Origin of the sequence: Mycobacterium sp. 050128 (assembly GCF_036409155.1) — a bacterium.
Lineage (GTDB): Bacteria > Actinomycetota > Actinomycetes > Mycobacteriales > Mycobacteriaceae > Mycobacterium.
The window spans coordinates 3,218,681-3,232,402 of record NZ_JAZGLW010000001.1 but is presented as its reverse complement, the minus strand read 5'-3'; the positions used below and the strand labels follow the sequence as shown (position 1 = coordinate 3,232,402).

Here is a 13,722-nt window from a genome sequence, read left to right as displayed (position 1 = left end):
GTACCGGCTTGTCAGTCAGCTAACTCACGTCGCCGGGTACGGTTTGATCATGGCAGTACATCTGACCCGCATCTATACCCGGACCGGCGACGACGGAACGACGGGATTGAGCGACTTCTCGCGCGTCTCGAAGAACGATCCTCGCCTGGTCGCGTACGCGGATTGCGACGAAGCCAACTCCGCGATCGGCGTCGCCATCGCCGTCGGGCAGCCTGATTCCGAACTCGCGGACGTGCTGCGTCAGATCCAAAACGACTTGTTCGACGCCGGGGCGGACCTGTCCACCCCGGTAGTGGAAAACCCGAAATATCCTCCGCTACGAGTCGCCCAGTCCTATATCGACCGGCTCGAAGGATGGTGCGACAAATACAACGAGCCCCTGCCGGCGCTGAATTCCTTTGTGCTGCCCGGAGGTTCGCCATTGTCGGCACTCTTGCACGTCGCCCGCACAGTGGTGCGTCGGGCCGAGCGATCCGCTTGGGCTGCAGTCGATTCCGCGCCTAAGGAAGTCAACGTGCTGCCGGCGAAGTACCTGAACCGGCTGTCGGACCTACTCTTCATCCTCTCGCGGGTGGCCAACGCGAGTGGTGATGTGCTGTGGAAGCCGGGCGGCGGCGCCTGACAGGTTGAGCTGCTGGGCTTTTCGTCAGACGCTGCGACGCCGTGCACGCGGTGACGGGCGAGACTCCAGCCACGACAAGAACGCGGTCAACGCACCCTGATCGAGCGCCAGTTCGTGACCCGACCTGCGCTCCTGGGTGGTATCGCGTAGTTCCAGCACCACGATCTCGTCGGTCATGATGTCGAACTCATCGCCGCGCGGCGCGCGCCGGGCGACGATCTCCACACCGCGCCGGGATAGCCGTCGATCCGGCCAGAGCCGGACGCTGGAGAGCCGGTAGAACGCGGCTTCACCGCCGCGATAACGGATTACGCCGTGACGCCAGCCGTGACCTCCGACCGCCGGGATGTCGCGCATGATGCCGGCTGTTCCACCCTGCCGGAGTTTCAGCAGCCGATAACTCAGCGCCAGAACCGCAGCTCCCAACACGACGACGAGCACGACCATGCCAACCATGGGCGCGCTCATCGCCTTGTCCTGGGCGCTAGTCGATCGCGCCGACGGCGCGCAATCTCGCGCGGCCCCTCGCGGCAATGCGAGGGTCGTCGGACTCGGAATCTTGCTTGGCGGAAGCCTCGTCGATCTCAGATTCGAACTCGGCGGATTCGGCGAGGATGGTCACGCTCTCCTCGGTCACCGATAAGAACCCGCCATCCACCGCGACCCGTAGATCGTCTTCGCCCTCACGCTCGACGCGCACCATTGCGTCGTCGACCAACTGGGCCACCAACGGAATATGGCGGGGCAGGATGCCGATCTCGCCGGCGGTGGTTCGGGTGAATAGGAACGACGCCTCCCCCGACCAGATCTTGCGGTCGACGGCGACGATCTCGACGTTCAATTCAGCCATCTCACACCACCTTTCGACTCGGCCAGCGGTTAGAGCTTGGCGCCAAGAGTCTCGGCCTTCTTCGCCAAGTCGTCCAGGCCCCCGATCAAGAAGAAGGCCTGCTCGGGCACGTGGTCGAAATCACCCTTGCTCAGCCGGTCGAACGCCTCGATGGTTTCCTTGACCGGGACCGTCGAACCCGGCTGGCCGGTGAACTGTTCGGCCGCCATCATGTTCTGCGACAGGAATCGCTCGATGCGCCGGGCCCGGTTGACCAGCTGCTTGTCCTCCTCCGACAGCTCGTCGATACCGAGGATCGCGATGATGTCCTGAAGGTCCTTGTACCGCTGCAGGATTCGAATGACTTCCTGCGCAACACGGTAGTGCTCGTCACCGACGACGCTCGGGTCGAGGATGGTCGAGCTCGACGCCAGAGGGTCGACGGCGGGGAAGATGCCCTTGGAGAACACCGATCGGGACAGCTCGGTGGTGGCGTCCAGGTGGGCGAACGTCGTCGCCGGGGCCGGGTCGGTGTAGTCGTCGGCCGGCACGTATACCGCCTGCATCGACGTGATCGACTTGCCTCGCGTCGAGGTGATGCGCTCCTGCAACTCGCCCATCTCGTCGGCCAGCGTGGGCTGGTAGCCGACCGCCGACGGCATCCGGCCGAGCAGTGTCGACACCTCCGAGCCGGCCTGCGTGAACCGGAAGATGTTGTCGATGAACAGCAGCACGTCCTTGCCCGCCTCGTCGCGGAACCACTCCGCCATCGTCAGCGCGGACAGCGCCACTCGCATACGAGTACCGGGCGGCTCGTCCATCTGACCGAAGACCAGCGCGGTGTCCTTGAGCACATTGGCTTCCTTGAGTTCGACCCAGAGGTCGTTGCCCTCGCGGGTGCGCTCCCCCACGCCGGCGAACACCGAAGTACCGGAGAAGTTACGGGCGATGCGGTTGATCATCTCCTGGATCAACACCGTCTTGCCCACGCCGGCGCCGCCGAACAGTGCGATCTTGCCGCCACGCACGTACGGAGTAAGGAGGTCCACCACCTTCAGTCCGGTCTCGAGCATCTCGGTGCGGGGTTCGAGGTCCTCGAAAGCCGGCGGCTTGCGGTGAATCGACCAGTGCTCGAAGTCTTCTCCGTATCCCGGTTTGTCGAGGCAGTATCCCAGCGCGTTGAAAACGTGGCCCTTGACGTCCTCACCGACCGGCACGGTGATCGAATTGCCGGTGTCGGTCACCTCGACGCCGCGCACCAGGCCGTCGGTGGGCTGCATCGAGATGGTGCGCACCAGATTGTCACCGAGGTGGTTCGCCACCTCCAGCGTGAGGGTTTTTTTGAGCTCTTCGAACGTGATCTCCGCGTGCAGTGCGTTGAACAGTTCAGGGACCGAACCCCGCGGGAACTCGACGTCAACGACCGGCCCGGTCACCCGTACCACGCGGCCGCTGGTGTCCGATTTCGTCGGCTTGTCGGTCTTCTCGGCAGTAGCGCTCATATCTTTTTCGCTTCCTTGGGGGGCTACTTAGCGGCGTCGGCGAGCGCGTTTGCGCCACCGACGATTTCGCTGATTTCCTGGGTGATCTGGGCCTGCCGCTCGCGGTTGGCCTCCAACGTCAGAGCCTTGATGAGGTCGTCGGCGTTGTCGGTGGCCGATTTCATCGCCCGCTGACGCGATGCCAGCTCCGATGCCGCGGACTCGAGCATGGACGCATAAACCCGCGTGGTCAGGTACCGCGGGAGCAGCGCCTCGAACAGCGTCGTCGCGTCCGGTTCGAACGAGTACAGGGTGCGCGGTCCGGTGTCTTCTTCGACATACTCCACGACCAAGGGCGCCATCCGGTGGGCCACCGGGGTCTGCGACATCATCGACTTGAACTCCGAATACACGATGTGCAGTTCGTCGACGCCCGGGCCGTCGTCGGCCTGCTGATCGTCGTCATCCCCGGCGCCCTTCATGAACGCCTCCACCAACGTCGAACCGATCTCCGCGGCGTTCTCGTACTGGGGTTGCTCAGAGAAGCCCGACCACGACTCGACGATGTCCCAGTTCCGGAAGGTGTAGTAGTTCTGCGCCTTTCGGCCCACGGTGTAGAGGACCGGTTCCTTTCCCTCATCTCGAAGCTGGGCGAAAAGCTGCTCGGAGCGACGGAAGATGCCGGAGTTGTAGGCGCCGCACAAACCACGGTCGGAGGACACCACCAAAACACCGGCCCGCGTCGGGTTCGGGCGCTCGACGAGCAACGGATGGTCCAGAGCGGCTTCGCTGGCCAGGGTGGTGAGCATCCGGGTGATCTCGAAGGCGTAGGGACGGGCGGATTCGAGCCGATTCTGCGCCTTGGGAAGGCGCGATGTCGCGATCAGCTCCTGGGCTTTGGTGATCTTCTTGATCGAGCCCGCGGAGCGGATCCGCCCGCGTAGTTCGCGAAGTGTGGCAGCCATGGTTAGCTACTTCTTGTCCTTCTTGGACTCTGTCTTCGCGTCCTTGTTCTTGGGCTCCGCCTTTTTGACCTTCACCGATTCCTTGTCGTCGTCTTCCTTGGCCTCGGCGTGCTCGTCGGGCACCACCGAAGCACCGCCGGTGGCCGCGAAGCCCTTCTTGAAGTGGTTGATGGCGTCGGTGAGGGCCTTCTCGTTTTCCTCACTGAGCTTCTTGCTGGTGCGGATCTCTTCGAGGATCTTGTCCTCGGAGCCCCGGATGTGGTCCAGCAGTTCGGTTTCGAATCGCCGGACATCCTCGACCGGCACCGAGTCCACGTGCCCACCGGTGCCCAGGAACATGGACACCACCTGCTCCTCGACGGGCAACGGCTGGTTTTGCGGCTGCTTGAGCAGCTCGACCAACCGCGCGCCACGCTCCAACTGCGCCTTCGATGTGGCGTCCAAATCCGAGGCGAAGGCGGCGAAGGATTCCAATTCGCGGTACTGCGACAGGTCCAAACGCAGGCTTCCTGCCACCTCTTTCATGGCCTTGATCTGCGCCGCACCACCGACTCGGGACACCGAGACGCCGACGTTGATGGCGGGCCGGACGCCCTGGTTGAACAGGTCGGTCTCTAAGAAGCACTGTCCGTCGGTGATCGAGATGACGTTGGTGGGGATGTAGGCCGAGATGTCGTTGGCCTTGGTCTCGATGATCGGCAAACCGGTCAGCGAACCGGCGCCGAGCTCGTCGGAGAGCTTCCCGCATCGCTCCAACAGCCGCGAGTGCAGATAGAAGACGTCACCGGGGTATGCCTCGCGGCCCGGCGGGCGGCGCAGCAGCAGCGAGATCGCGCGGTACGCCTCGGCCTGCTTGGTCAAGTCGTCGAAGACGATGAGCACGTGCTTGCCCTGATACATCCAGTGCTGAGCGATTGCCGAACCGGCATACGGCGCAAGCCATTTGAAGCCCGCCGCATCCGAGGCGGGTGCCGCGACGATGGTGGTGTAGTCCATCGCACCGCCCTCTTCGAGCGTGCGGCGCACGGACGCGATCGTGGTGCCCTTCTGGCCGATCGCCACGTAGACGCAGCGCACCTGCTTCTTCTCGTCGCCCGTCTCCCAGTTCTGCCGCTGGTTGAGGATGGTGTCGACGCAGACCGTGGTCTTACCGGTCTTGCGGTCGCCGATGATCAGCTGACGCTGGCCACGCCCGATCGGTGTCATCGCGTCGATGGCCTTGATCCCGGTCTGCAGCGGCTCACTGACGCTCTGCCGTTGCACCACCGAGGGCGCCTGCAGTTCCAGCGCGCGACGAGTCTCGGCTTCGATGTCGCCGCCGCCGTCGATCGGTTGGCCCAGCGGATTAACCACCCGCCCGAGAAAAGCGTCGCCGACGGGGACGGACAGGACTTCGCTGGTGCGCTTGACCTGCTGGCCTTGTTCGATCTTCTCGAAGTCACCGAGGATCACCGTGCCGACACTGTGCTCATCGAGGTTGAGGGCGACCCCGAGGACGCCGCCTGGGAACTCGAGCAGCTCCTGGGTCATCACCGACGGCAGACCCTCGACGTGCGCGATGCCGTCTCCGGCATCGATGACGGTGCCGACCTCCTCGCGAGAGGTGTCGGAGGTGAAGGAATCTACATACTCTTCGATCGCGCTCTGGATGTCAGCAGCGGATATCGTCAACTCGGCCATAGCTTTTCGTCTTCCTACTTCGGTTATTGCTGACTAGTTCGTGATCATTCGGGCAGTTGAGCCGCGGCCGCGGTCAGGCGAGACGAGAGCGTCCCGTCGATCACCTCGTCGCCCACGGAGATCAGGAGCCCGCCCAGCAGTGCCGCATCGGTCTGCAGCTGGACGGCCACCGGGTGCCCGTAGATGCGGCTGAGCACCTCGATCAGCCGGGTGCGCTGAGCATCGGTGGGCTCGGCCGCCGCAGTCACCTGCGCGACGACCTCGTTGCGGCGTGCCACCGCCGCTTCGGCCAAGAACATCACGGCGTCGTCGGCGGATTGACCTCTCAACAGCTCGATAGTCTGGGCCAGCAGTGAATTCGTGATCCGATTGCTCTGGCCGGTCGCGCTTTGGAGCACGCTGCGTAGCAACCTGACTCGGCCTTCCGCCGGAGCCCCGTACTCGCCAAGCAGGACCGCAAGGCGCGGCTGCGCCTCAAGGATCCGGGCGAACCGGAACAACTGGTCTTCGACCTCGTCGACCCGATCCTCGCGCGCGGCGACTTCCAACAGCGCTTGCCGCGCCACATGTTCGACGGCCTCGACCAGATCCGAGTTGGCGGACCACCGTTGCGAGACAGCGGTTGTCAACACCTCAAAAGTGGTGTCGGCGACTTTGCCGGATAGCAGGCGCTCAAGCAACCTGACCCTGGGCGCGGCGTCTTCGGAAGGCAGGGTGAGATACCGGGTGACGACGATTTCGCCGTTCAGCATCTTGGCTACCGAAACCAGTTCAGCGGCCAGCTTTTCCAGTCCGCGAGTGTCGAGATCCTTTGCGATGGCTTCGAATCGATCCGTGACGCTCTTCAGCGCACGCCGACTCGCCGAGCGCATCTTCGCCATCAAGGGGTACTTGACATCAGTCGCCGCGGGGGCCATGGCATCGAGCTCGTCCAGAATGCGATCGACCGTGGACGCTTGCTGCTGGGCGTCGGCCACGTAGTTGCGCACCAATTCCTCTGCCTGGCGGACAGATTCGTGCCCGAGCTCCAGCCTTAGCTGACGGCTCAGCTGGGCCCGCAACAGCTCAGCCTGACGCACACCCTGTGCCTTGATCCGCTCCGCATCGATCTCGGCCTGGGCCTGTAGCTGTTCGGCAATCCGTCCCGCGTCTACCTTGGCCTCTTCGACGACCTGCTCGGCGTCCGACTTGGCGGCTTCCACGGCCTTGCTATGGGCTGTCGTCGACTCGGTCAGCCGCTCGGCGGCCGCCGCCGAATCTTCCAATTGCTGGCGCACCGTGTTCTGACGAGCGGCCATCAAATTGCGTACCGGCGGCACGACATAACGCACCACCAGGAAAACGATGGCGGCGAAACCGATCAGCTGTCCAATAAACGTCGACATTGATTAGTTACCCTGTCGCGGCGGAAGTTGTGACGTCGACGCCGAGAATCCGACTGGCCAACGTCGCCGACATGGTAGCCACGTTGGCACGCAAATCCAGTTCCACGGCGTCCCTTTCCCGCTTCAATTGCTCGCCGGCCTGCTGCAACGTCGCCAACACCTGCCGCTCGGCGTCTGCGCGCGCGTCGTCAACGACCTTGCGGCCGTCCGCGCGGGCTTTGTCGCGGAAGGATGACGCCTGCACCCGGGCTTCTTTCATCGCCTTCTCGTAGTCGGCCTGCGCGGCCTCGAACTGCTCGTTCGCCTTCTTGGTGTCGGTGGCGGTCTTGGCGACCATCGCGTCGCGTTCGCGCAACACCTTCATGACCGGCGGCACGACGAACGTGCCGATGACGGCCAGCACGATCAAGAAGATCGCCAGCACGAAAAAGAACGTGCCGTTGGGGACGAGGAAGTTGTTGCCTCCCTCGGCTACTGACTGGCTGGACGCCAGAACGCTGCGGCTCGCGTCACCCATCACTGCGAACTAGCCGACGGGGGTGGCGAAGACGAACAGCGCCATGAAGGCCAGGTTGATGAAGTACGCCGCCTCAACCAGACCGACGGTGATGAAGAACGGCGTGAACAACCGGCCTTGCGCTTCCGGCTGACGGGCAATACCCGCAACCAGCGCGTTACCGGCAATACCGTCACCGATACCGGCACCGATTGCGCCGCCGCCCATGATGATTCCACCGCCGATGAGAGCAGCGGCAGCGACTTGGGGGTCCAGGGCCATTCTTATCCTCCTTATAACTGGTAGCTGTCTACCAGGCTTCTGTAATCGTGTGTGGCTCAGGCCGATTCAAGATGGTCTTCAGTCATGGTGATCCTCGATCTCCATGGCTTGGCTGAAGTACAGGATGGTCAGGATCGAGAAGATGAACGCCTGGATCGCGCCGACGAACAGGTCGAACGCTTTCCAGATCGCGTTGGGCGCCCACATGATGTAGGGCGGGAAGAGCGCGATCAGCGCGACCAGAATGCCGCCGGCGAAGATGTTGCCGAAAAGTCGCAGCGACAACGAGATCGGCTTGGCGAGTTCCTCGACGAGGTTGATCGGCGCCAGGAACGCCACGTGACCCTTGAGCACCGCAAGCGGGTGCCCCACGATGCCGCGGCGCCAGATTCCGGCCACGTGGTAGCAGACGAATACGAAAAGAGCCAGCGCGAGAACGTAATTGATGTCCGCGGCCGCCGAACTGAGTAACTCGGTGGTGCGCCCGGATTTGTCGGTGTACTGCAGCGGCAGCACCGACAGCCAGTTGGAGATCAGGATGAACACGAAGATGGTGACCGCCAGCGGCAGGACGAAGGGTGCGATCCGCATCCCGACGGCGGCCTCGATCTGGTCGCGCATCTGGACGGTGATCGCCTCCCAGAACAACTGAACTCCGCTGGGTACCCCGGTCGAGGTGATCTTCGCGCGCAGGTAGAAGGCGAGTGCCAGGACGATCACGGCAGCGATCCCGGTCGACAGGATCGTGTCGGTGTTGACGGTCAGCCCGAGCCAGGTGGCGTGGGTGTGCTCGCCGACCTCGATTGCGCCTTCGGCCAGGAACCTCGTCTCACTCATCGCTGGTGTTACCTCTTTCGGTACCTTCGGACGCCGGCTCCGCCCAGTCGCCGGCGCGCAGCTTCTTCCATACCGGCAGGGCGGTCGACAGCACCAACACCACCTGGAACAGGGCCAAGCCGAACACCACGCCCAAGCCGGCGGGCCGGAAGATGTAAGCAATGATCAGGCCGATGACGGTGATGATCGCCAGCCGAGTCGCCGAATTCAGCGCCATCGAGCTTTTCATCGGATGTTCTTTCGCCGTTATCGACGCAACCGAGCGACGCACCAGCAGCGCGTTGAGCAAACCCAGGAGCAGTCCGACGCCGAAGAACACTCCGACCATCAGATGACCGGAGAAAGCGGCGCCAGCTACCGCCACCGCGGTGATCCCAGCGCAAACCACCAGGAGCCGAGACGGATTGAATGCAACGGACGGAAACACCAACGGCGCGTCCTGCGCTGGTGTCGTCACTGCAGCACCTCAATCCGGATTGGCGGAGCGGAAAACTTCCGACCGACTGATCGGTAGCCCGCCGAGCGTATCGCACGTCACAGGGGATTCACTCAAGGGGTATCTCCCTTAGTCGGTCGTCGATCGGCGCGGTCGGAAAACGATCCGGCGGGCCGATTGGCCGGCAACCCTCAAGATTCTTTTTGGGGTTCTACCAGCACCGTACCACAAGGTCAGCGGTACTACTACCGCCCGTCGTAGTCCTCGTCTTGGTAATCGTCGCGGCGGCGCAACAGCGGGATCACCGTCGCAACGCCGGCAACCACGATGGCGCCCAACATCACCGCGCCGGTATCGCGCGGGTTGAAAAAGATCGTGCTGGCGGCGCCGAACGCGACGATGCCGACCCACAAATAGATGAGCAGTACCACCCGGCGATGCGAATGGCCGATCTGCAGCAACCGATGGTGTAGATGCATCTTGTCGGGGCTGAACGCGCTGCGGCCCGCGCGGGTGCGCCGCACGATGGCCAGCAACAGGTCGAGCATCGGCACGAACATCACCGCGACCACCAGCAGGAACGGTGACAGCAGAGCAAAGACGTCACGGGCGCCGTAGGCATTTTGCGAGATCGGTCCGGCCGCGGTGGTGGACGCGGCAGCAAGCATCAAGCCGATCAGCATCGACCCGGAGTCGCCCATGAAGATCTTGGCTTTGTGGAAGTTGTGTGGCAGAAAGCCAAGGCAGGCCCCCGCCAGCACGACGGAGATGACGGCGGGCGGATAGAACAGTACGTCGCCGCCGTGGTCGCGCAGCAGACCGACCGAGAACACGCAGATGGCCAGCGCGGTGATCAGCCCCAACCCGGCCGCCAGCCCGTCGAGCCCGTCGACGAAGTTCATCGCGTTGACAATCGACACCGTCAGCGCCAGCGTCAGCAGGATCGACGACGCCTGGTCCAGCACGATGGTGCCGACGCCGCCGAACGGGATGTACAGCACGCTCCATGCCACACCCATCGTGACCAGCACGCTGGCGGCGGTGATCTGGCCGGCGAATTTCGTCAGGGCGTCCAGACCCCAGCGGTCGTCGATGAGTCCGATGCCCATGATCACCGCGCCGGCCACCAGAACCGCCGGCATACCGGTGGAATAGACGAAACCGCGGGTGAGCGCCGGGAGCTGGGATGCCAAGAACACCGCGCAGAGAACACCGACGAACATCGCCAGCCCGCCCATGCGTGGGGTCGGCGTGACGTGCACATCGCGTTCGCGCGGATAGGCGACCGCTCCCAAACGAGTGGCCAGCACCCGCACCGGTCCGGTCACGAAGTAGGTGATGATCGCGGCCGTCAGTCCGACCAACGCCAGCTCGCGCAGCGGGACCCCGGCGCCGCGGTCGGACAGCGCGTGCAGACCAGCGGCAATGCTGACGAGATTGCTGGCTGGGTCGCTGGACACCACGAGACCGTACGCCACCTTCCTGAGACCTGAGGTCTCACTCCATCACCGTTGCGCCGCTAGGCGATTAACCGTCCCGGGTCCATTCCAAGCACTTCCGCGATGCGCTCGACGCTTACCGGTCCGGCGCGCAGCAGGCGCGGAGTCTCGCCGGTGAGGTCAACGATCGTCGACGCCGCCTGCTGCTGCGAGGGTCCCGCGTCGAGATAGACATCGACGAGATCGCCGAGTTGGTCGCGCGCCTCGGCGGCGTTCACCGCAGGCGGACGACCGGAGACATTGGCGCTGGATACCGCCATCGGACCGACCTCGCGCAGCAGCTCGATCGCGACCGGGTGCAACGGCATCCGCAGCATGACCGTGCCGCGGGCATCCCCGAGATCCCACTGCAGCGACGGCGCTTGCGCCACAACCAGACTCAGCGCACCGGGCCAGAACGCGCGGATGAGTTCGCGGGCGCCGTCCGGCATGGTGTAGACCAGGCCCTCGATGGTGTGCCAGGAGCCCACCAGCACGCCGACCGGCATGTCGCGCCCGCGGCCCTTCGCCGCCAACAGCGCGGCCACGGCGCTGCTGTCGAATGCGTCGGCGCCGATGCCGTACACGGTGTCCGTCGGCATCACGACCAGCCGGCCACCCTTGAGCGCCCCGACCGCCGAGCTGATACCGACCGAACGCTGTTCGGGTTCAGCACAATTGAACAACTCAGCCACGAGCGCTCCTACAGGCAGTCACAAACCTTGGCCGGCCGGTGAGATCTTGGCGAGCGCGGACGTCTTCGAAAAGCCCTGTGCGCTGGATCAATTCGACAGTCTGCGACGACGTGGTGTCATCGTGCTCGACGGCGAACAGGCCGCCGGGGCGCAGCCAGCGTCCAGCGAGGTCCACCACCGCGCCGATCACCGTCATGCCGTCCGGGCCGCCGAACACCGCGTGCGCCGGATCATGCTGGGCGACTTCGGGATCCAGCTCGACACCATCGGGCACGTAGGGCGGATTGGCGACCACTAGGTCGACTCGTCCGTCCAGCTCGGGCAGCAGGCCTTGCGTGGTGACGTCGGCACGAACCAGCTGCACCGCGGTGCCCTCGACATTGCGGCGCGCGTAGTCCAGTGCCGTCTCGGAGTCATCGATGGCGATCACCCGCGCCGCCGGCCGATGTCCGGACAGTGTCACCGCCAACGCGCCGGATCCCGTACACAAATCGACGATCACCGGCGCCGCGGCGAGGCACTGTGCGGTGGCCCACTCCAAGATGGCCTCGGTCTCCGGGCGCGGGATGAAGACGCCGGGGCCGACGTGCAGCACGACCGGCCCGAATGCCGCGGTCCCGGTGAGATGCTGCAACGGCACGCGCCGCGAGCGGGCGGCGACGACGTCGTGATATCGCACCAGGAACTCGTCGTCGATAGATTCGATCAAGGTCAGCCGACCGCGCTCGGCACCCGCCACATGAGCAGCCAACTCCTCGGCATCCCAACGCGCAGAATCGATTCCGGCCTCGGCGAGCACCGCCGCAGCAGAGTCGATTGCGCGCCGTAGGACGGTCATGCCTGTTGGAGCCTCGCCTGCTTGTCGGCGGCACTCAGTGCGTCGAACAACGCATCCAGGTCACCGTCGAGAACCTGGTCGAGATTGTGTGACTTGAAACCGATTCGGTGATCGGTGATCCGGTTCTCCGGGAAGTTGTAGGTGCGGATCCGTTCGCTGCGATCCACGGTGCGGATCTGGCTGGCCCGGTCCGCCGACGCGTCGGCTTGCGCCTGCTCCTCGGCAAGTGCCTGCAGGCGGGCGGCCAGCACTTGCATCGCCCGGATCTTGTTCTGCAGCTGCGATCGTTCGTTTTGGCAGGTGACGACGATTCCGGTGGGCAAGTGGGTGATTCGCACCGCCGAGTCGGTGGTGTTGACGCCCTGCCCGCCCTTGCCGGACGAGCGGTAGACGTCGATGCGCAGATCCGACTCATCGATCTGCACCTCGCCGACTTCCTCGGGCTCGGGGTAGATCAGCACGCCGGCCGCCGAAGTATGCACGCGGCCTTGGGATTCCGTCACGGGGACCCGTTGCACGCGGTGCACCCCGCCCTCGAACTTCAGGCGCGACCACACCCCGTCGGCCGAGTCGCCCTTGCTGGCGATCGTCAGCGTCGCGTCCTTGTAGCCGCCCAGATCGGAGGTGGTTTCGCCCAGCATGGTCACCGTCCAGCCATGCCGCTCGGCATAGCGGATGTACATCCTGGCCAAGTCGGCGGCGAACAACGCCGATTCCTCGCCGCCTTCACCGGATTTGACCTCGAGCACGACGTCGTCGGCATCATGCGGATCGCGCGGCGCCAGCATGTCGGTGAGTTGAGTGTCCAGTTCGGCCACCCGCGCTTCGAGCTCGACGACCTCGTCGGCGAACGAGTCGTCGTCGGCGGCCAGTTCGCGGGCGGTCTCCAGGTCGTCGCGCGCCGACCCCAGTTTGCGATGCGTGGCGACGATCGGGGCCAGGCGGGCGAATCGACGGCCGGCCTTGCGCGCCTCGTCGGGATTGCTGTGCAGCTCGGGGTCTGCCAGTCGCCGCTCCAGCTCGGCGTGCTCGGCAAGCAGCACGTCAATCGTCTGTACCGGTTGCGTCATCACACACCTCCTCCCCCGCCGTTTGCCGCGAACGCAAACCGACGCCCGGCCTGCGCAATTTCGTGCGCAGTTCGGGCGTCGGTAGGGCAGCTATTTGTCGGCCGATTCCTGGTCAGCTCCGGCCTTGCGCTTTCCGTAGCGCTTTTCGAAGCGCGCCACACGGCCACCGCTGTCCAGGATCTTCTGCTTGCCGGTATAGAACGGGTGGCATTGCGAGCAAACCTCGACAGTGATGTGACCGCCGTCTTTGGTGCTACGCGTCTGGAACGTATTACCGCAACCGCAGAGCACGGTGGTCTCCCCGTAGGCGGGATGAATGTCAGCTTTCATGATGTCCTCTTCGATCGTTGTCGCCCTGGTCCCCGCAGGGATCCGGCCGTCGGGCGTAACCTCGGAACCGCAAGGCGGCTCCGGGCAGTCGACGCTCGATTATGCCAGGTCAACTACCTTCTCCCCAAACACCGAGATACACCCGCACATTCCCGGCCGGATTCGTCGCGGCGACTGCACCGAGACCGTAACCACGCGGACATCCATCGCCGTGTCGTCTGCGTGGTTACCGGGGGCACCTAACCCTTGCGGGGATGTGGTGGTCAAGCTGCTGAAGCGTCTGCGCCACAGCGTGGGA

General features: G+C 64.4%; 16 protein-coding genes. 1 reads left to right on the top strand and 15 read right to left on the bottom strand.

Going from position 1 to position 13,722, the window contains the following annotated elements; genetic code table 11:
* The first annotated feature begins 49 nt into the window (after positions 1-49).
* A complete protein-coding gene (locus SKC41_RS15625) occupies positions 50-622 on the top strand; it encodes a cob(I)yrinic acid a,c-diamide adenosyltransferase (RefSeq protein WP_330978402.1) in 573 nt (190 codons plus the stop codon).
* A gap of 24 nt (positions 623-646) precedes the next feature.
* Here the strand turns inward: SKC41_RS15625 and SKC41_RS15620 are convergent, their stop codons facing one another.
* The 15 genes from SKC41_RS15620 to rpmE all read right to left on the bottom strand — a co-directional run bounded on the left by SKC41_RS15620 (position 647) and on the right by rpmE (position 13,424).
* Positions 647-1,090, bottom strand: a complete 444-nt coding sequence (locus SKC41_RS15620; protein WP_330978401.1) for a DUF2550 domain-containing protein — start codon at positions 1,088-1,090, stop codon at positions 647-649.
* 16 nt (positions 1,091-1,106) lie between these two features.
* Positions 1,107-1,472, bottom strand: a complete 366-nt coding sequence (locus SKC41_RS15615) for a F0F1 ATP synthase subunit epsilon (RefSeq protein ID WP_330978400.1) — start codon at positions 1,470-1,472, stop codon at positions 1,107-1,109.
* A gap of 29 nt (positions 1,473-1,501) precedes the next feature.
* On the bottom strand, positions 1,502-2,953 hold the full coding sequence (gene atpD / locus SKC41_RS15610) for a F0F1 ATP synthase subunit beta (RefSeq protein ID WP_267734139.1): 1,452 nt from the start codon (positions 2,951-2,953) through the stop codon (positions 1,502-1,504).
* 23 nt (positions 2,954-2,976) lie between these two features.
* The gene (locus tag SKC41_RS15605; RefSeq protein WP_330978399.1) at positions 2,977-3,897 is read right to left on the bottom strand and encodes a F0F1 ATP synthase subunit gamma; all 921 of its coding nucleotides are present in this window, start codon (positions 3,895-3,897) and stop codon (positions 2,977-2,979) included.
* A gap of 6 nt (positions 3,898-3,903) precedes the next feature.
* The gene (gene atpA, locus SKC41_RS15600; RefSeq protein ID WP_330978398.1) at positions 3,904-5,577 is read right to left on the bottom strand and encodes a F0F1 ATP synthase subunit alpha; all 1,674 of its coding nucleotides are present in this window, start codon (positions 5,575-5,577) and stop codon (positions 3,904-3,906) included.
* Between the two features lie 44 nt (positions 5,578-5,621).
* Entirely contained in the window at positions 5,622-6,962 is a 1,341-nt protein-coding gene (locus SKC41_RS15595; RefSeq protein WP_330978397.1) for a F0F1 ATP synthase subunit B/delta, read from the bottom strand.
* Between the two features lie 7 nt (positions 6,963-6,969).
* On the bottom strand, positions 6,970-7,479 hold the full coding sequence (locus tag SKC41_RS15590; protein ID WP_330978396.1) for a F0F1 ATP synthase subunit B: 510 nt from the start codon (positions 7,477-7,479) through the stop codon (positions 6,970-6,972).
* Between the two features lie 9 nt (positions 7,480-7,488).
* The gene (locus tag SKC41_RS15585) at positions 7,489-7,734 is read right to left on the bottom strand and encodes a F0F1 ATP synthase subunit C (RefSeq protein WP_090609504.1); all 246 of its coding nucleotides are present in this window, start codon (positions 7,732-7,734) and stop codon (positions 7,489-7,491) included.
* 84 nt (positions 7,735-7,818) lie between these two features.
* Positions 7,819-8,577: a F0F1 ATP synthase subunit A gene (gene atpB, locus SKC41_RS15580; RefSeq protein WP_163793297.1), complete on the bottom strand. Its 759-nt coding sequence runs from the start codon at positions 8,575-8,577 to the stop codon at positions 7,819-7,821.
* Positions 8,570-9,034, bottom strand: coding sequence for an ATP synthase subunit I (locus tag SKC41_RS15575; RefSeq protein ID WP_330978395.1), 465 nt, complete (start codon positions 9,032-9,034; stop codon positions 8,570-8,572). The genes atpB and SKC41_RS15575 overlap by 8 nt, the downstream gene beginning before the upstream one ends.
* Before the next feature lie 224 nt (positions 9,035-9,258).
* Positions 9,259-10,491 (bottom strand): glycosyltransferase family 4 protein, encoded by a 1,233-nt coding sequence (locus SKC41_RS15570; protein ID WP_330978394.1) that lies wholly within the window; start codon positions 10,489-10,491, stop codon positions 9,259-9,261.
* A 41-nt stretch (positions 10,492-10,532) separates the two neighbouring features.
* Positions 10,533-11,186, bottom strand: coding sequence for an L-threonylcarbamoyladenylate synthase (locus SKC41_RS15565; protein WP_330978393.1), 654 nt, complete (start codon positions 11,184-11,186; stop codon positions 10,533-10,535).
* A complete protein-coding gene (gene prmC, locus SKC41_RS15560; RefSeq protein ID WP_330978392.1) occupies positions 11,179-12,024 on the bottom strand; it encodes a peptide chain release factor N(5)-glutamine methyltransferase in 846 nt (281 codons plus the stop codon). Before prmC ends, SKC41_RS15565 begins: the two co-directional genes overlap by 8 nt.
* The gene (gene prfA / locus SKC41_RS15555; protein ID WP_330978391.1) at positions 12,021-13,094 is read right to left on the bottom strand and encodes a peptide chain release factor 1; all 1,074 of its coding nucleotides are present in this window, start codon (positions 13,092-13,094) and stop codon (positions 12,021-12,023) included. The genes prmC and prfA overlap by 4 nt, the downstream gene beginning before the upstream one ends.
* 90 nt (positions 13,095-13,184) lie before the next feature.
* Positions 13,185-13,424 carry a 50S ribosomal protein L31 gene (rpmE, locus tag SKC41_RS15550; RefSeq protein ID WP_330978390.1) on the bottom strand — a complete coding sequence of 80 codons (240 nt, stop codon included), beginning with the start codon at positions 13,422-13,424 and terminating at the stop codon, positions 13,185-13,187.
* Positions 13,425-13,722 lie beyond the last annotated feature (298 nt).

Coding starts and splice junctions, on each gene's coding strand:
- atpA (WP_330978398.1), bottom strand. CDS start 5,577: ATGGCCGAGTTGACGATATCCGCTGCTGACATCCAGAGCGCGATCGAA.
- atpB (WP_163793297.1), bottom strand. CDS start 8,577: ATGAGTGAGACGAGGTTCCTGGCCGAAGGCGCAATCGAGGTCGGCGAG.
- SKC41_RS15625 (WP_330978402.1), top strand. CDS start 50: ATGGCAGTACATCTGACCCGCATCTATACCCGGACCGGCGACGACGGA.
- SKC41_RS15605 (WP_330978399.1), bottom strand. CDS start 3,897: ATGGCTGCCACACTTCGCGAACTACGCGGGCGGATCCGCTCCGCGGGC.
- atpD (WP_267734139.1), bottom strand. CDS start 2,953: ATGAGCGCTACTGCCGAGAAGACCGACAAGCCGACGAAATCGGACACC.
- prmC (WP_330978392.1), bottom strand. CDS start 12,024: ATGACCGTCCTACGGCGCGCAATCGACTCTGCTGCGGCGGTGCTCGCC.
- SKC41_RS15595 (WP_330978397.1), bottom strand. CDS start 6,962: ATGTCGACGTTTATTGGACAGCTGATCGGTTTCGCCGCCATCGTTTTC.
- prfA (WP_330978391.1), bottom strand. CDS start 13,094: ATGACGCAACCGGTACAGACGATTGACGTGCTGCTTGCCGAGCACGCC.
- rpmE (WP_330978390.1), bottom strand. CDS start 13,424: ATGAAAGCTGACATTCATCCCGCCTACGGGGAGACCACCGTGCTCTGC.
- SKC41_RS15615 (WP_330978400.1), bottom strand. CDS start 1,472: ATGGCTGAATTGAACGTCGAGATCGTCGCCGTCGACCGCAAGATCTGG.
- SKC41_RS15590 (WP_330978396.1), bottom strand. CDS start 7,479: ATGGGTGACGCGAGCCGCAGCGTTCTGGCGTCCAGCCAGTCAGTAGCC.
- SKC41_RS15620 (WP_330978401.1), bottom strand. CDS start 1,090: ATGAGCGCGCCCATGGTTGGCATGGTCGTGCTCGTCGTCGTGTTGGGA.